Genomic DNA, 17,990 nt, shown 5'->3' on the forward strand with positions numbered 1-17,990 from the left:
CCCAAGCTTACAATACAAGTTATAATAGATAGTGATTAAAAAATCAATTATTCACCACTATTTTTTTTGATAATTTCCTCTGAAATGCTCTTAGGTACTTCTTCGTAATGAGAGAAGTGCATAGTATAAGTTCCACGTCCTTGAGTGTTGGAACGCAATGATGTTGCATATCCAAACATTTCGGATAATGGAACAAACGCATTAACTACAGAAGCATTGCCACGTGCGCCCATACCTTCAACACGGCCACGACGAGAAGTAACATCACCCATAATGTCTCCCATGTATTCTTCAGGTACAACAACTTCAACTTTCATCATTGGCTCAAGAATTACTGGAGAACATTTCTTTTTCGCTTCTCTTAGAGCGAGTGATGCTGCTACTTTAAATGCTGTTTCGTTGGAGTCTACATCATGGTAAGATCCATCGAATAGCGTAGCTTTAACATCAATTAGTGGATATCCCGCAAGTACACCATTGTCTAGTGACTCTTCAATACCCGCTTGAACTGCAGGGATGTATTCACGTGGAACTACACCACCAACAATTTTGTTCACAAATTCAAAACCTGCACCCTCTTCGTTTGGTTCAAACTTAACCCAAACATGACCGTATTGTCCACGTCCACCAGACTGACGGACAAATTTACCTTCAACTTCTGCTGAAGCACGGAAAGTTTCACGGTAAGCAACCTGTGGTGCACCAACATTCGCTTCTACTTTAAATTCACGTTTTAGACGGTCTACAATGATGTCTAAGTGTAGTTCACCCATACCTGAGATGATTGTTTGACCAGTTTCAACGTTTGTTTCAGTTTTGAATGTTGGATCCTCTTCAGCAAGTTTCGCTAGTGCGATACCCATTTTATCTTGGTCTGCTTTAGATTTTGGCTCAATTGCAACAGAGATAACAGGCTCCGGGAATTCCATGGACTCTAAGATAACAAGGTTCTTATCATCACATAGAGTGTCACCTGTTGCCGTATCTTTCAAACCAACCGCAGCGGCGATGTCACCAGCATATACAGTTGGAACTTCTTCACGGTGATTCGCGTGCATTTGTAGAATACGTCCTACGCGCTCACGCTTGTCTTTTGTAGAGTTTTTAACATAAGAACCAGCATTTAGCGTACCAGAATATGCACGGAAGAATGTTAGCTTACCAACATATGGGTCTGTCATAACTTTAAACGCTAAAGCAGAGAATGGTTCTTTATCATCAGATTTACGTACGACTTCTTCCTCAGTACCAGGAACGATACCTTGGATTGGAGGTACGTCTAATGGGGATGGCAGATAATCGATAACAGCATCGATCATTAACTGAACCCCTTTGTTTTTGAAGGCAGAACCACATAGAATTGGGTAGAATTCAACGTTACAAGTTGCTTCACGGATAGCCGCTTTCAACTCATCGTTAGAAATTTCTTCCCCTTCCAAGTATTTCATCATTAACTCTTCATCCAGCTCAGCTACTGACTCAAGCAGGCTTGTGCGATACTCTTCAGCTTGCTCCTTGTACTCATCAGGAATTTCGCGTGCTTCTGCACGTGTTCCTAAGTCATCAAGGTAGTAATAAGCTTCCATGTTAATTAAGTCAATGATTCCTTCAAATTCATCCTCAGCACCAATCGGTAACTGAATTGGATGTGCATTAGCTCCTAGGCGATCAGAAATCGTGCCTGCGGAGTAAAGGAAGTCCGCACCAATTTTATCCATTTTGTTAATGAATACAATACGCGGAACTCCATAAGTTGTTGCTTGGCGCCAAACCGTTTCAGTTTGGGGCTCAACACCAGATTGTGCGTCTAACACAGCTACCGCACCGTCTAGTACACGTAGTGAACGTTCAACCTCTACGGTGAAGTCAACGTGACCAGGGGTATCGATAATGTTAATACGATGGCCTTTCCATTGGGCTGTTGTTGCAGCGGAAGTGATAGTAATACCACGCTCCTGCTCCTGCTCCATCCAGTCCATTTGAGAAGCACCTTCGTGAGTTTCCCCGATTTTATGAATTCGGCCTGTATAGAACAAAATACGCTCAGTTGCTGTCGTTTTTCCGGCATCAATGTGAGCCATAATTCCAATGTTACGGTATTTGTCTAAGGAGAACTCTCTAGGCATGCAACTTTCTCCTTCCTGCAATATATTTTAGTAGTTTGATGTTTAAGATATTACCAACGGTAATGTGCAAATGCTTTGTTAGCTTCTGCCATTTTGTGCATATCTTCACGCTTTTTAACCGCTGCACCAGTATTGTTTGCAGCATCAAGAATTTCATTAGCAAGACGTTCTTCCATAGTTTTCTCACCACGAAGTTTTGCGTAGTTTACGATCCAACGTAAACCTAGCGCTTGACGACGTTCTGGACGTACTTCAACTGGTACTTGGTAGTTAGAACCACCAACACGACGTGCACGTACTTCAAGTACAGGCATTACGTTTTTAAGTGCTTGTTCAAATACTTCCATAGCATCTTGACCGCTACGCTCTTTAACTAGTTCAAACGCATTATATAAAATCTTTTGAGCAATACCACGCTTACCATCAACCATGATTTGGTTAATCAATCGAGTTACTAGCTTGGAATTATATAATGGATCTGGTAATACATCACGTTTCGCTACTGGACCTTTACGAGGCATAATTCCCCCTCCTTTCAACATCATTGTTATTCATGCTTATCTTTTGCATGGATTTATTTTTTAGGTCTTTTCGTACCGTACTTGGAACGACCTTGCATACGACCTTCAACACCTGCAGTGTCAAGTGCACCACGAACAATGTGGTAACGTACACCAGGTAAGTCTTTAACACGACCACCACGGATTAGTACTACACTGTGCTCCTGCAAGTTGTGGCCGATTCCAGGGATATATGCAGTAACCTCGATACCGTTTGTTAAACGCACACGAGCATATTTACGTAGTGCTGAGTTAGGTTTCTTAGGAGTCATTGTACCAACACGTGTACAAACACCACGTTTTTGAGGTGAAGACTGGTTAGTCATAGCTTTTTTGAAGCTATTGTACCCTTTGTTAAGTGCTGGTGAATCAGACTTTTTACCTTTAGTAGTACGGCCTTTACGTACAAGCTGGTTAATAGTAGGCATTTGTTTTTCCTCCCTTCGTATCTTTATGTTGTAATCCCACACATCCAGGTGGTTCATTATTAGGCAAAAAAACAAACTTTCAGCGGTTACCCACCGAAGCTTATTGTTTAATGGCAACTGTTGCTGCTCCCACATCGATCCCACATGACTTTCCCAGCTTTTTCATAGAATCCACATAGGAAATCGGAATGCCTAAATCCTCCGCGAGATGAATGACTCTACTTGTAACTTGACGATCTGCGTCGTTCGCAATTACAACGAGTTGAACAGCGCCATTTTTCATAGCTTTTATTGTTTGTTTCGTTCCAACAATCACATTTGATTTAGCCTGTGCTACTTTTTCATAAGACATAAGTTATCCTCCAAAGCAACAAGGTTTAATGGAAGCACCTTGAATATATTATCATTCACGTATATGAATGTCAATTGTATTTTTATATAATTCAAAGTGCTCCCATTGTATATACTCAACTTGTTACTGTGTTGTGATTTCTTCTTCTACTTCTTCTGCTACTGATTCTTCTTCTACGTTCTTTTGAACTCCTAGTCTACGGTAACGGTTCATACCAGTCCCGGCAGGAACTAATTTACCAATAATAACATTTTCTTTCAAGCCTAATAGTTCATCACGTTTTCCTTTAATCGCAGCTTCTGTAAGAACTCTTGTAGTCTCCTGGAACGAAGCCGCTGATAAGAATGAATCAGTTTCAAGGGAAGCTTTTGTAATACCAAGTAGTACAGGACGACCTACTGCTGGTTGTTTGCTACCAATTAATGCGTTACGGTTTGCTTCTTTAAATTGGTAAACTTCAAGGAGTGATCCTGGTAGAACATCAGTCTCTCCAGATTCAACAACCTTAATTTTACGTAGCATTTGTCGTACCATAACCTCAATATGTTTATCGCTAATTTCTACACCTTGCATGCGATAAACTTTTTGCACTTCACGAAGGATATATTGTTGAACACTTTGCAAGCCGCCAACTTTCAGAAGTTCTTTCGGATCGACAGAACCTTCCGTTAGTTCTTGACCTGCTACTACGGCATCTCCAATAGAAACCTTCATTCTTGCGCTATAAGGAACGGTATACGTTCTCTTTTCAACGTCCCCTTGGACAACAATTTCCATCTTGTTATCCTTCGCTTCGTTAATCGCTTCAATCGTACCATGAACCTCTGTAATTGCAGCTTGACCTTTAGGGTTACGTGCTTCAAATAGCTCTTGGATACGAGGTAAACCTTGCGTGATATCGTCTCCTGCAACACCACCAGTGTGGAACGTACGCATTGTAAGCTGTGTTCCAGGTTCACCGATAGATTGTGCAGCGATAATACCAACCGCTTCTCCTACTTCTACCTCTTCTCCTGTTGCTAAGTTACGGCCATAACATTTTTTACATACGCCATGCTTCGTATTACATGTGAATACAGAACGGATGTAAACATCCTCTATACCAGCATTGACAATTTGCTTCGCCATATCTTCAGAAATGACTTCATTACGAGAAACAATCACTTCATTTGTTTCAGGTTTCGTAACTGTTTTAAATGCTGTACGGCCAATTAATCGATCAATTAACGGCACAATTGTTTCGTCACCGTCACGCAATGTAGACACCATAGTACCCCGATCTGTTCCACAATCGTCTTCGCGAACGATAACATCTTGGGCAACATCTACTAGTCGGCGAGTTAAGTAACCTGAGTCCGCAGTCTTAAGTGCCGTATCGGCTAGACCTTTACGTGCACCGTGAGTAGAGATAAAGTACTCTAACACTGTTAAACCTTCACGGAAACTGGACTTGATCGGCAACTCGATAATTCTACCTGATGGGTTTGCCATTAGACCACGCATACCCGCCAGCTGCGTAAAGTTAGATGCGTTACCGCGGGCACCAGAGTCACTCATCATGAAGATAGGGTTCGTTGGATCCAATGTCTTCATCAGCTTTTCCTGAATGACGTCTTTTGCTTCTGTCCAAATAGCGATAACACGGTCATAGCGTTCTTCACCAGTAATTAAACCACGACGGAACTGTTTAATGACACGGTCTACTTTATCTTGAGCTTCATCTAAAATTTCTTGCTTTTCAGGTAATACAACGATATCAGACACACCAATTGTAATACCTGCTTTAGTGGAGTATGCAAAACCTAAGTCCTTCATACGGTCCAACATTTTAGACGTCTCTGAAATTTTAAAACGTTTAAACACTTCAGCAATGATATCTCCAAGAATACCTTTCTTGAACGGACCTACAAGATCGCGTTTCTCAAGCTCTTCTTTTACATTGGTACCTTTAGGTACAAAGTATTTTTCAGGCGTCTCTTTCTCCAAATTATCTAATGTTGGTTCATTAATATACGGGAACGATTCTGGCAAAATTCTGTTGAAGATTAATTTACCAACAGTCGTTAAAAGAAGCTGATTATTTTGCTCTTCAGTAAATGTATTATTGTTTAAGGAACTTGCATGTACTGCAACACGTGTATGCAAGTGTACATATCCATTTTGATAAGCAATTACAGCTTCATCAGTATCTTTGAATACACGACCCTCTCCGAGTGCATTTTTGCGCTCCAATGTTAAGTAATAGTTACCTAACACCATATCCTGAGAAGGTGTAACAACTGGCTTACCATCCTTCGGATTTAGAATGTTTTGAGCAGCTAGCATTAACAAGCGAGCTTCTGCCTGCGCTTCTGCTGAAAGAGGAACGTGTACCGCCATTTGGTCACCGTCAAAGTCCGCGTTATATGCTGTACACACAAGCGGGTGCAGGCGAATGGCCCTACCTTCTACCAGTGTAGGTTCAAATGCTTGAATACCTAATCTGTGAAGGGTTGGTGCACGGTTTAATAGTACAGGATGTTCTTTAATAACATCTTCTAGTACATCCCAAACGTCAGGGTTTACACGTTCAATCTTTCGCTTCGCTGATTTAATGTTGTGTGCTAAGCCACGGTCAACAAGTTCTTTCATCACAAATGGCTTAAATAGTTCTAAGGCCATTTCTTTCGGAAGACCACATTGATACATTTTCAAGTTTGGACCTACAACGATTACGGAACGACCAGAATAGTCAACACGTTTACCAAGTAAGTTTTGGCGGAAACGTCCTTGCTTACCTTTTAACATGTGTGACAATGACTTTAATGGACGGTTACCCGGTCCAGTTACAGGACGACCACGACGACCGTTATCAATTAACGCATCAACTGCTTCTTGAAGCATACGCTTCTCATTTTGGACGATAATACTTGGAGCACCAAGATCCAGTAGTCGTTTCAAGCGGTTGTTACGGTTAATAACACGGCGGTACAAATCGTTTAGGTCAGAGGTAGCAAAACGACCTCCGTCTAACTGTACCATAGGGCGTAATTCTGGTGGAATGACCGGAAGTACGTCAAGAACCATCCATGATGGATCATTTCCAGAATGACGGAATGATTCAAGCACTTCAAGACGTTTAATCGCACGTGTTCTACGTTGCCCTTGGGCAGTCTTAAGTTCTTCTTTAAGTGCTTCTACTTCCTTATCCATATCAATATCTTCAAGTAATTTTCGGATTGCTTCAGCACCCATTTGGGCTTGAAAGCCACTTCCATACTTTTCACGGTATTGACGGTATTCTTTTTCAGAAAGCAATTGCTTTCTTTCTAAAGGTGTTTCACCTTGATCTGTAACGATATAGGCTGCAAAATAAATAACTTCTTCCAAGGCTCTTGGGGACATATCTAGTACAAGTCCCATACGACTAGGAATACCTTTAAAGTACCAAATGTGAGAGACAGGGGCAGCAAGTTCTAAGTGCCCCATACGCTCACGACGTACTTTTGATTTCGTTACTTCAACACCACAGCGGTCACACACAACACCTTTGTAACGTACCCGTTTATATTTTCCACAGTGACACTCCCAGTCCTTAGTAGGACCGAAAATACGTTCACAAAACAGGCCATCTTTTTCAGGTTTTAGTGTACGGTAATTAATCGTTTCTGGCTTCTTTACCTCACCAAATGACCAAGAACGGATTTTATTTGGTGAAGCTAAGCCGATTTGCATATACTCAAAATTATTTACATCTAACAAAGGGCCTACCTCCCTTATATTATCAAGGATTTACCCGAACATAACGACAATTAGTTAGCATCCTCTTTTTGTTCCATATTGACGTTCAGCTGTTCAGCTGGCTGATCATCTTCCTCAATTTCACGCATCTCAATCTCTGTTTCATCTGCGGAAAGAACTTTTACATCCATTCCTAAACTTTGAAGCTCTTTAATTAATACTTTGAACGATTCTGGTACACCTGGTTCTGGTACGTTGTCACCTTTAACAATCGATTCATATGTCTTCACACGACCTACAACGTCATCTGATTTAACTGTTAGAATCTCTTGCAACGTGTAAGCAGCACCATATGCCTCAAGTGCCCAAACCTCCATTTCACCGAAACGCTGACCACCAAACTGAGCTTTTCCTCCCAGCGGCTGTTGCGTTACTAATGAGTATGGACCAGTAGAACGCGCGTGTAGTTTATCGTCAACCATGTGAGCAAGTTTAATCATGTACATGACACCTACAGAAACACGGTTATCGAATGGCTCACCCGATCTACCATCATACAGAACTGTCTTCGCATCCCTAGACATGCCGGCCTCTTCTAATGTACTTAACACGTCTTCTTCATTAGCACCATCAAATACCGGTGATGCAACATGAATTCCTAATTGACGAGCGGCCATACCTAAGTGTAACTCAAGCACCTGACCGATGTTCATACGCGACGGAACCCCTAATGGGTTTAACATGATGTCTACCGGTGTACCATCTGGCATGAATGGCATATCTTCTTCAGGTAAGATTCGGGAAATAACACCTTTGTTACCGTGGCGTCCCGCCATCTTATCCCCTTCGGATATTTTACGCTTCTGTACGACGTAAACTCTCACGAGCTGGTTTACACCTGGTGGTAATTCGTCTCCGTCCTCTCGGTTAAATACTTTAACATCGAGAACGATTCCTCCACCACCGTGCGGTACTCGTAAGGAAGTATCTCTTACTTCTCTCGCTTTTTCACCAAAGATAGCGTGAAGTAGTCGTTCTTCAGCAGTTAGCTCTGTCACACCTTTAGGTGTAACTTTTCCTACTAGTAAATCGCCGTCAGACACTTCTGCACCTACACGGATAATTCCGTTTTCATCTAAGTCTTTCAGTGCTTCTTCACCAACGTTAGGTATATCTCTTGTAATTTCTTCAGGTCCTAATTTCGTATCACGAGCTTCAGACTCATATTCTTCTATATGAACAGAAGTATAAACATCATCTTTTACAAGTCTTTCACTCATAATGATGGCATCCTCGTAGTTATAACCATCCCATGTCATAAAGGCTACTAAGACGTTGCGTCCCAATGCTAGTTCACCTTGTTCCATAGAAGGGCCATCAGCCAAAATGTCACCTTTTTTCACACGTTCACCTTGTTCTACGATAGGCTTTTGGTTATAACATGTACCTTGGTTTGAGCGAATGAATTTCTGAAGTTTATATCGATCAACGTCACCTTTCACTTCTTTACCATCAATGACAGAGACTCGACGGACAAAAACTTCTTTTGCTTCTACTCTTTCCACAATACCATCGTGACGACTAATGACAGCAGCACCCGAATCTTTACCAGACACATATTCCATACCCGTACCAACAATAGGTGATTCTGGTTGTAACAACGGAACTGCTTGTCGTTGCATGTTCGCACCCATAAGTGCACGGTTAGAGTCATCATTTTCCAAGAATGGAATACATGCAGTCGCTGCAGAAACAACTTGTTTTGGCGAAACATCCATGTAGTCAATGCGGTCACGGGAAACAACTGTGTTTTCACCACGGAAACGAGCGATTACTTCATCATCAATGAATGAACCGTCATCTGCCAGACGTGCGTTTGCCTGAGCAACTACGTAATTATCCTCTTCATCTGCTGTTAAGTAATCAATGTGTTCGGTAACTTTACCTGTTTCTGGATCGACGCGGCGGTATGGTGTTTCGATAAAACCAAATTTATTTACCTTCGCATATGAAGATAAGGAGTTGATTAACCCAATGTTTGGACCCTCAGGTGTTTCAATCGGACACATACGTCCATAGTGAGAGTAATGAACGTCACGCACTTCAAACCCTGCACGCTCTCTTGTCAAACCACCTGGTCCTAATGCAGATAAACGACGTTTATGCGTTAATTCTGCCAAAGGATTCGTCTGATCCATAAACTGAGATAACTGCGAACTACCAAAGAACTCTTTAATCGACGCAATTACCGGTCTAATGTTAATCAATTGCTGTGGCGTAATTGCGTTTGTATCTTGGATAGACATACGCTCACGAACAACACGTTCCATTCTAGATAAACCAATGCGGAACTGATTTTGCAACAACTCTCCCACGGAGCGAAGTCGACGATTACCTAGGTGGTCGATGTCATCTGTATCCCCAACGTTATGCAACAGGTTAAAAAAGTAACTGATTGATGCAATGATGTCAGCTGGCGTAATGTTCTTCACCGGCTTTTCAACATTAGCATTTCCAATTACATTAATTGTTTTTTCGCCCTCAGGATCAGTTGGATCTACAATTTTAATTGATTGAACTTTAATAGGTTCTTCCAGAACCCCGTCATGCGGTTCTAAAATTTGCTCACCTATGTTCTCTTCAGATCCTTCTAAGTATGGGATTAGTTTATCTAATAGACGGCGATCGATCTTGTCACCTTTTCTCCCTAATACTTCTCCTGTCTCCTCATCAGCTACTGTTTCAGCTAATGTTTGATTAAACAAGCGATTTTTAATATGGAGTTTTTTATTCATTTTATAACGACCGACATGTGCTAAATCATAACGTTTCGGGTCAAAGAAACGAGAGACAAGCAAACTTTTCGCATTTTCTACTGTCGGTGGTTCTCCCGGACGGAGACGTTCATATATTTCAAGTAAAGCCTTTTCGCTATTTTCCGTATTATCTTTATCAAGTGTGTTCTTTAAGAAACTGTTTTCACCAATTAAATCCACAATCTCTTCATCAGTACCGAAACCTAGCGCACGTAAGAGGACTGTAATTGGTAACTTACGAGTTCTATCAATACGAACATGAACGACATCTTTGGCATCTGTTTCGTATTCAAGCCACGCACCACGGTTTGGTATTACAGTGGCAGTAAAACCTTTTTTGCCGTTTTTATCTACTTTTTCACTGAAGTAAACACTTGGCGAGCGCACCAATTGGGACACGATTACACGTTCAGCACCGTTAATGATAAACGTACCTGTGTCTGTCATTAATGGGAAGTCACCCATAAAGACTTCTTGTTCTTTTACTTCCCCTGTTTCTTTGTTCAACAGACGAACCTTCACGCGAAGAGGAGCTGAATAGGTGACATCTCTCTCTTTTGATTCATCTACCGGATATTTCGGTTCACCAAGACTATAGTCGACAAACTCTAAAGATAGATTGCCGGTAAAGTCTTCAATAGGGGAAATGTCCTGGAACATTTCTTTCAAACCTTCTTCTAGGAACCATTCATAAGAAGCAGTTTGAATTTCAATCAGGTTTGGTAATTCCAACACTTCACTGATTCGTGCGTAACTTCTGCGTTGGCGCAGGCGACCGTATTGAACTAGTTGACCTGTCAACTGATTCACCCCTCAAAAAAGCTTATTTTAGAAATTTGACCACTATCCCAATAGTAGGAGCAGTCATAAACTGATCCCTTATGTAGTTTCCCACTACCTTTCAAAGACAGCTAAAACAATTTATAAAGGAAATAGAATCTGTTCGGCAAAAAGGCATGCCGAACAATGTGCTCGTTAAGCATTTCACTTACAAGCATTATTTATAAAACATTCGTTGCATTTTATAAACGAATGTTTGATATCATTTTCGTTCTCTCTAACGTTAGACAAAAAGAAAAAAGTTTTGCAAAGCAAAACGCACCATATATTACATATTCCCGTCGGTTATATCATTATTTCCGTTTCTTGATGTGATGTATACGTGTCAATGGATAAAAATTCCCCTTGACAAACGTTTTTATATATTGGCATTAAATAATATTAGCATAGGATAAAACGTCAGTCAAACTTTTTTGCACGAAATACATAGTAGCCTTTGTTTCGTTTTTGGACAACAACCTTATCAAAGAGGTTTTCAAGCTGTTTCTTTATTGACGGAGCTCCTTGCTTCTTTTGTACAACAACCCATAGTTCCCCGCCTCCAATTAAAACAGAATAGCTTTGCTCCATGATTGTCCGTACAACTTGTTTTCCTGCACGTATGGGAGGGTTAGTTATTACTGCGGCAAATGTTTCGTTTTTTACACCTTCAAGCATGTCACTTTCAGATATCGTAACATTTGTAATCTCATTTTGATTGGCGTTTTGTTTAGCTAAAGTAAGAGCTCTTTCATTCACATCTACCATTACAACATGACGATCCGGGAACATCTTTGCGATTGACAAACCAATTGGTCCGTATCCACATCCAACATCCAAGATTGCACCTGTAACTTCCGGCTCTTCAAAACATTCAATTAATGTTTTAGACCCAAAATCAACCTCACCCTTCGAAAATACCCCTCTATCTGATGTAAATGTATAAACTTCACCACGTAGTTCGTATTGCCATGTGTCAGGTTTACTCTCTACATTTGGGGTTTTCGAGTAATAATGGTCCGCCATTATAATCACCTACCTGAAGTTGAAAAGTGTCAAAAGATATACTTTTTTGATTTATCTGAATAAAAAAGCAAAGCCCGCTGTCTAACAGCGAGCTTAACTTTATAATGTTTATTTTACTTCTACTGTAGCGCCAACTTCTTCAAGCTTGCCTTTAAGTTCTTCAGCTTCCTCTTTAGAAACGCCTTCTTTAACCGGCTTTGGAGCGTTATCAACAAGTTCTTTAGCATCTTTCAAGCCAAGACCAGTGATTTCACGCACAGCTTTAACAACTTTAATTTTTGAGCTTCCTGGGTTTTCAAGAACAACATCAAATTCAGTTTGTTCTTCAGCAGCTTCTCCACCAGCAGCACCTGCTACAGCTACAGGAGCAGCAGCACTTACTCCAAATTCTTCTTCAATTGCTTTTACAAGATCATTTAAATCTAAGACTGACATCTCTTTAAGAGCATCAATAATTTGTTCTTTAGTCATGATAAATCCTCCTTAAAATTTTATATAACGTATTTTAGGCGATTAAGCGCCTTCTTCTTCCTTCTGTTCCGCAATTGCTTTTGTAGCATATGCGAAGTTGCGTACAGGTGCTTGTAGCACGCTGAGTAGCATAGATAGAAGTCCTTCGTAAGATGGAAGGTCAGCAAGCTCTTTAATTTGGTCAAGAGTTGCAATATTACCCTCAATTACTCCACCTTTAATTTCAAGGTCTTCGTGTTCTTTAGCAAAATTGTTCAAGATCTTCGCCGGAGCGACAACATCTTCCTCACTAAACGCGATGGCAGTAGGCCCAACTAAAACTTCATTTAGTCCTTCCAGACCTGCTTCTTCAGTAGCACGGCGTGTCATAGTGTTCTTGTACACTTTGAAGTCAATGCCCGCTTGACGAAGTTGCTGGCGAAGTTCAGTTACCTCTTCAACGTCCAAGCCGCGATAATCAACTAAAATTGTTGATTTGCTGTTTTTGAACTTGTCAGAAATTTCACTTACTACTTGCTTTTTAAGTTCAAGAGTTCTGCTCATCATTCCACCTCCTATTGACTCTTCATACCGTTGGTATTGCGGATGTGAAAGATACCCATAAAAAATGCCCCCAAATAATATGGAGGCATGTATCGGACATTGCATAAAGGACTTGCGTGCTCTATACAATATATTATCTACACACCTCGGCAGGAAATTAAGCGATCAAATCGCCCCTACTGTCTACGGTATCGGTTATATTTTCATTTCGACCTTTCCAATTATAAGGAATCCAAACTGGAAAGTCAACGATTACTTACTGGAAATATTTGAAACATCCACGCGTACACCAGGACCCATTGTAGAAGAAACGGATACGTTACGCATATATGTTCCTTTTGAAGCTTGCGGTTTTGCTTTTTGTAGTGTTTCAACTAATGCTACAAAGTTTTCAACTAACTTGTCATCTTCAAAAGATACTTTCCCGATTGGCACATGAATGTTACCAGATTTATCAACACGGTACTCAACTTTACCAGCCTTAATTTCTTTTACAGCTTTTTCAACTTCGAAAGTTACTGTACCAGTCTTAGGGTTAGGCATAAGTCCTTTCGGCCCTAACACACGTCCTAGTTTACCAACTTCAGCCATCATGTCTGGTGTAGCAACAACTACATCAAAGTCAAACCAACCTTGGTTAATCTTGTTGATGTAATCAGCGTCACCTACGTAGTCAGCACCAGCAGCTTCAGCTTCTTTAGCTTTTTCACCTTTAGCGAAAACAAGAACCTTTTGTGTTTTACCAGTTCCGTTTGGCAATACCATTGCGCCACGGATTTGTTGGTCTGCTTTCTTAGGATCTACACCTAAACGAAATGCAGCTTCAACAGACTCATCAAAATTTGCAGAAGCTGTTTTCTTTAATAGTTCAACAGCTTCTTTTATATCATACTGTTTTGTACGATCAACGAGCTTAACAGCTTCTAAATACTTTTTTCCTTTCTTAGCCATGCTTTTTCCTCCTCAAATGTGGTTTTAACGGTTTGACCTCCCACTAATAAAGGTTGCGAAAGGGAATATAAGCCCACCCCCGCAACCTTTGATCAATCTGGACTCCGCCGTGGGATTAATCTTCGACAATAATTCCCATACTACGCGCTGTACCTTCTACCATGCGCATAGCTGATTCCACGTCAGCAGCGTTTAAATCAGGCATTTTTAGTTCAGCAATTTCGCGAACTTTATCACGTTGAATGGTAGCTACTTTATTGCGATTTGGTTCACCTGATCCTGACTCAATACCAGCAGCTTTCTTTAAAAGAACTGCAGCAGGTGGGGTTTTCGTAATAAATGTAAATGAACGGTCTTCAAAAACCGAAATTTCAACCGGAATAATCATGCCAGCTTGATCCGCCGTACGTGCATTGAATTCCTTACAGAATCCCATGATATTAATACCAGCTTGACCTAAAGCAGGACCTACTGGTGGTGCTGGATTAGCTTTACCTGCAGGAATTTGTAGTTTAACAACTTTGATTACTTTTTTAGCCACGAGACACACCTCCTTAAGTCCGTGATGTGGTAAATGGGGAATTTTTCCCCTCCCACTCATCCTATCTATCTATGCCTATCAAGGCATAAAGAACATAAAAAGTTTAGCATTTTTATTTGATGAATGCAAGGGTTATTATAACTTTTGTATTTGTGAAAAATCTAATTCAACCGGCGTTTCTCTTCCAAACATATTTACGTGGACCTTTACTTTTTGCTTATCCAGATCGATATGTTCTATTGTACCAGTAAAGTTTGCAAATGGCCCGTCTGTCACGCGCACACTTTCCTTAACTTCAAAATCAATGTCTACAACTGGTTCTTCCATGCCAAGTCGCTTTAACAGTGTCTCTACTTCTTCTGGCAAGAGAGGGTTTGGCTTAGATCCAGATCCTGTTGACCCAACAAAACCTGTTACACCGGGTGTATTACGCACAACGTACCAAGAATCGTCCGTCATGACCATCTCAGCCAGGACGTATCCAGGGAAAAACTTCTTTTTAGTCGTTTTCCGCTTACCATTTTTTATTTCCGTTTCTTCCTCCTCAGGAACAATAACACGGAAAATTTTATCTTGCATACCCATTGATTCAACACGTTTCTCTAGATTCGTTTTTACTTTGTTTTCATACCCTGAGTATGTATGAACAACGTACCATCTTTTTTCCATTGCATATAGGACAAACTCGTTGCCCTTCCCTCCCTTAACAAAAGTATTTTCGACCAACATGAAAAAACCCGTAAGACGGGTTTTTCTAGAATTTGTATATCAAACATTATAACATAATCACTTATAAATTATTCAAATAAAGTCCGTGATTTTTATTTGCGAATCAATTCTAGTATTTGTGAGATTCCTAAGTCAACTACTGCAAAGAAGATAGCTACAAATGCTACAGTTGCAACAACCGTAATGGTGTAACGTGTTAATTCTTTTCTTTTCGGCCAACTTACTTTGCGCATCTCACGCGTAACGTCCTTTAAGAACTTTCCAATATTCATCATCAAACCCCCATAATCGCGGTGTACGGATATGATTATTTCGTTTCTCTATGAAGCGTATGCTTTCCGCAATGTTTGCAATATTTACGAACAACCAAACGTTCATCTTGCTTTCTTTTATAAGTTGAATAATTTCGACTGTGGCATTCATCACAAGCTAGTATGATTTTTTCACTCAACTATCTCGCCTCTTGTTCAAGTTATGCTTGTATTAATGTAGCATGAGTATGTATACCTGTCAACGCAGTTAATGGGATATCTCACTCACTTCTATATAGCGTTCCAACTTCCGCTTGACCCGCTGTAAAGCGTTATCAATTGATTTAACGTGACGATTGAGTTCTTCTGATATCTCCTGGTAAGATCTACCGTCCAAATATAAATTAAGTACTTTCTGTTCTAAATCACTTAAAATCTCCCGCATTTTAAATTCCATATCACCGTACCGCTCACGGCTAATAATTAACTCTTCAGGGTCCATTGTTTTTGATCCAGCCAATACATCTAACAAAGTTCGGTCAGATTCTTCATCGTATATAGGCTTGTCCAAAGAAACATAGGAATTAAGCGGTATATGCTTTTGTCTTGTGGCAGTTTTAATCGCAGTAATAATTTGTCTTGTTACACACAATTCCGCGAATGCTTTAAACGATGAAAGTTTATCTTCTTGATAATCACGTATCGCCTTATATAAACCTATCATTCCCTCTTGAACAATGTCTTCACGATCAGCACCAATTAAAAAATACGTTCTAGCTTTCGCCCGAACAAAGTTTCTGTATTTATGAATTAAATACTCAAGCGCTTGACCTTCTCCGTCATGAACTAACTCGACAACTTGTTCATCTGACATTGCTTCCAAGTCAAACTCGTTCTCGCCACGTATAATCCTCACAAAGGATTCCCCCTGAATTTTATGCCGTAAATATAGAAATATTATACAGTAATGTCGAAAAAAGCGTCAACACAGCCTTTTTACTTCTCTCCTCTTCGCCACTTCTCAAAAAGGTCTAGAACATCCTTGTTTAATGGAATTTTCGAACGGTTTTTTATTAAACTATTGTTTTTTACTTCATTGTTTATTGAGCGTTCAATACTTTTTATCTCATTCAGTAATTCACGAGCTGACTTACGTAGAGCACCTTGAGCAAAAATCGTTCTCTGCTCTGTGTAGTCCGATGTCGCTACATACACTTGTGTTTGAATATTTTTAATCTCTTTCACAAGTTTCTCAATTCTTTCATCGGCGGTTTCATTTTCTTTTGTGTATATCACTTCTACCCGTGAGTTCTTTTCTTTTTTTTCGATGCCGTGAACACTATACGCATCAAAAACTACGATCACTTTATACCCAGTATACGCTTGATATTCGGCTAATTGGTTCACGAGCAGCTCCCTGGCTTGTCCTAAATCTTCATCACGCAATAATTTCAGTGAAGGTGCCGCACCTATTACATTGTATCCGTCAACAATTAATACGATCATAATTACTCTCCTATCGTATGTCGCTTACGAAAAACTTCATACATAAGGAGACTTGCAGCTACAGATGCGTTTAACGACGTTACCTTTCCGACCATCGGCAACCGAACTAACCAATCACACTTTTCTTTCACGATTCGACTCATACCCTTTCCCTCACTACCTATAACGAGTGCAATAGGCATATCCCCGTTCATTTGACGGTAATCTTCTTTTCCAGTTGCATCTGTGCCAACAACCCACACATTTCTATCCTTTAATTCATCAATAGTTCTCGACAAATTTGTCACCCGAGCAACAGGAATATGTTCAATCGCACCTGTCGAAGTTTTGGCTACGACTTGCGTTAACTGTACAGACCTTCTTTTCGGGATGATAATACCATGTGCCCCCACTGCATCAGCGGTTCTAATGATAGACCCTAAGTTATGGGGATCTTCAAGCTCGTCCAAAATAACAAAAAAAGGTTCTTCACCTTCGGAAGAAGCACGCTGAAACAAGTCGTCAAGTTCCGCATATTGGTACGCTGCAATGGAAGCCGCTACCCCTTGATGTTGCTTGCCAATTTGATCTAATTTTTTTCGAGGTACTTTTTGAACGAGCACCCCTCTATCCCTGGCAAGACGTTGAATTTGCTGGGCGGCTTGAGGCTTCATGTTATCTAGGATGAAGACTTTATTGACCGATCGATCTGACTTTAACGTTTCCATTACAGGATTTCTGCCAACAATCCATTCCTCTTGCATCTGTTAACCCCTTTCTTCCGTAATACGGACCGCATCTATTAGTAATTCTTCTAGTCTGTCTTCATTTTTACATAAATAGTGATACCCGAGCAAAGCTTCAAATGCTGTACTCATTTTATACGTAATCACATCGGTATGTTTTGGGGCGGAATTCGATTTTGCGTTCCGCCCCCTTCTCACAATACCTTCTTCCTCGTCCGTGAGCATCCCTGTTTCCTGCCATTTCCTTAACGCCTTCGCCTGAGACGAAGCTGTGACAAACTTTACCGCTTGCCGGTGAAGTGCGTTCGGATTGACAATTCCTTGCCGAAGTAAATACTCTCGAACATGAATTTCATAAGCAGCGTCACCCATGTATGCAAGAGCTAAACTTTTCAGTTGTTTCACATCTAGGTTGTGATTCATTCT

The 17,990-nt window shown here is 40.6% G+C and carries 18 protein-coding genes and 1 other annotated feature; all 18 genes read right to left on the bottom strand.

Annotation, left to right across the window (positions count from 1 at the left end):
- Positions 1–47 precede the first annotated feature (47 nt).
- The 18 genes from fusA to NLW78_RS14600 all read right to left on the bottom strand — a co-directional run bounded on the left by fusA (position 48) and on the right by NLW78_RS14600 (position 17,987).
- Complete coding sequence (gene fusA, locus NLW78_RS14515; protein WP_254497883.1) at positions 48–2,126, bottom strand: elongation factor G; 2,079 nt, start codon at positions 2,124–2,126, stop codon at positions 48–50.
- A 50-nt stretch (positions 2,127–2,176) separates the two neighbouring features.
- A complete protein-coding gene (rpsG, locus tag NLW78_RS14520) occupies positions 2,177–2,647 on the bottom strand; it encodes a 30S ribosomal protein S7 (RefSeq protein WP_254497884.1) in 471 nt (156 codons plus the stop codon).
- Between the two features lie 53 nt (positions 2,648–2,700).
- The gene (rpsL, locus tag NLW78_RS14525) at positions 2,701–3,114 is read right to left on the bottom strand and encodes a 30S ribosomal protein S12 (RefSeq protein WP_254497885.1); all 414 of its coding nucleotides are present in this window, start codon (positions 3,112–3,114) and stop codon (positions 2,701–2,703) included.
- A gap of 100 nt (positions 3,115–3,214) precedes the next feature.
- Positions 3,215–3,466 carry a 50S ribosomal protein L7ae-like protein gene (locus NLW78_RS14530; RefSeq protein WP_254497886.1) on the bottom strand — a complete coding sequence of 84 codons (252 nt, stop codon included), beginning with the start codon at positions 3,464–3,466 and terminating at the stop codon, positions 3,215–3,217.
- A 123-nt stretch (positions 3,467–3,589) separates the two neighbouring features.
- Complete coding sequence (rpoC, locus tag NLW78_RS14535) at positions 3,590–7,207, bottom strand: DNA-directed RNA polymerase subunit beta' (RefSeq protein ID WP_254497887.1); 3,618 nt, start codon at positions 7,205–7,207, stop codon at positions 3,590–3,592.
- 50 nt (positions 7,208–7,257) lie between these two features.
- Positions 7,258–10,803 carry a DNA-directed RNA polymerase subunit beta gene (rpoB, locus tag NLW78_RS14540; RefSeq protein ID WP_254497888.1) on the bottom strand — a complete coding sequence of 1,182 codons (3,546 nt, stop codon included), beginning with the start codon at positions 10,801–10,803 and terminating at the stop codon, positions 7,258–7,260.
- A gap of 438 nt (positions 10,804–11,241) precedes the next feature.
- On the bottom strand, positions 11,242–11,847 hold the full coding sequence (locus NLW78_RS14545; RefSeq protein WP_254497889.1) for a class I SAM-dependent methyltransferase: 606 nt from the start codon (positions 11,845–11,847) through the stop codon (positions 11,242–11,244).
- A 108-nt stretch (positions 11,848–11,955) separates the two neighbouring features.
- Positions 11,956–12,318: a 50S ribosomal protein L7/L12 gene (gene rplL, locus NLW78_RS14550; RefSeq protein WP_254497890.1), complete on the bottom strand. Its 363-nt coding sequence runs from the start codon at positions 12,316–12,318 to the stop codon at positions 11,956–11,958.
- Positions 12,319–12,360: 42 nt separating this feature from the next.
- Positions 12,361–12,861 carry a 50S ribosomal protein L10 gene (gene rplJ / locus NLW78_RS14555; protein WP_254497910.1) on the bottom strand — a complete coding sequence of 167 codons (501 nt, stop codon included), beginning with the start codon at positions 12,859–12,861 and terminating at the stop codon, positions 12,361–12,363.
- Positions 12,862–12,910: 49 nt separating this feature from the next.
- Positions 12,911–13,068: a sequence feature (ribosomal protein L10 leader region), on the bottom strand.
- A gap of 45 nt (positions 13,069–13,113) precedes the next feature.
- On the bottom strand, positions 13,114–13,812 hold the full coding sequence (gene rplA / locus NLW78_RS14560; protein WP_254497891.1) for a 50S ribosomal protein L1: 699 nt from the start codon (positions 13,810–13,812) through the stop codon (positions 13,114–13,116).
- A gap of 115 nt (positions 13,813–13,927) precedes the next feature.
- Complete coding sequence (gene rplK, locus NLW78_RS14565; RefSeq protein WP_254497892.1) at positions 13,928–14,353, bottom strand: 50S ribosomal protein L11; 426 nt, start codon at positions 14,351–14,353, stop codon at positions 13,928–13,930.
- A 135-nt stretch (positions 14,354–14,488) separates the two neighbouring features.
- Positions 14,489–15,022: a transcription termination/antitermination protein NusG gene (nusG, locus tag NLW78_RS14570; RefSeq protein ID WP_254497893.1), complete on the bottom strand. Its 534-nt coding sequence runs from the start codon at positions 15,020–15,022 to the stop codon at positions 14,489–14,491.
- Positions 15,023–15,174: 152 nt separating this feature from the next.
- Entirely contained in the window at positions 15,175–15,357 is a 183-nt protein-coding gene (gene secE, locus NLW78_RS14575) for a preprotein translocase subunit SecE (protein WP_254497894.1), read from the bottom strand.
- A 32-nt stretch (positions 15,358–15,389) separates the two neighbouring features.
- Positions 15,390–15,533 carry a 50S ribosomal protein L33 gene (rpmG, locus tag NLW78_RS14580; protein WP_254497895.1) on the bottom strand — a complete coding sequence of 48 codons (144 nt, stop codon included), beginning with the start codon at positions 15,531–15,533 and terminating at the stop codon, positions 15,390–15,392.
- A gap of 68 nt (positions 15,534–15,601) precedes the next feature.
- On the bottom strand, positions 15,602–16,207 hold the full coding sequence (gene sigH, locus NLW78_RS14585; protein WP_254497911.1) for an RNA polymerase sporulation sigma factor SigH: 606 nt from the start codon (positions 16,205–16,207) through the stop codon (positions 15,602–15,604).
- Positions 16,208–16,329: 122 nt separating this feature from the next.
- The gene (locus NLW78_RS14590) at positions 16,330–16,839 is read right to left on the bottom strand and encodes an NYN domain-containing protein (RefSeq protein WP_254497896.1); all 510 of its coding nucleotides are present in this window, start codon (positions 16,837–16,839) and stop codon (positions 16,330–16,332) included.
- Positions 16,840–16,841: 2 nt separating this feature from the next.
- Positions 16,842–17,582 carry a 23S rRNA (guanosine(2251)-2'-O)-methyltransferase RlmB gene (gene rlmB / locus NLW78_RS14595; protein WP_254497897.1) on the bottom strand — a complete coding sequence of 247 codons (741 nt, stop codon included), beginning with the start codon at positions 17,580–17,582 and terminating at the stop codon, positions 16,842–16,844.
- A 3-nt stretch (positions 17,583–17,585) separates the two neighbouring features.
- Entirely contained in the window at positions 17,586–17,987 is a 402-nt protein-coding gene (locus tag NLW78_RS14600) for a Mini-ribonuclease 3 (RefSeq protein ID WP_254497898.1), read from the bottom strand.
- Positions 17,988–17,990: the final 3 nt, after the last annotated feature.

The organism is Salirhabdus salicampi (genome assembly GCF_024259515.1).
In the GTDB taxonomy this organism is placed as follows: domain Bacteria; phylum Bacillota; class Bacilli; order Bacillales; family Alkalibacillaceae; genus Salirhabdus_A; species Salirhabdus_A salicampi.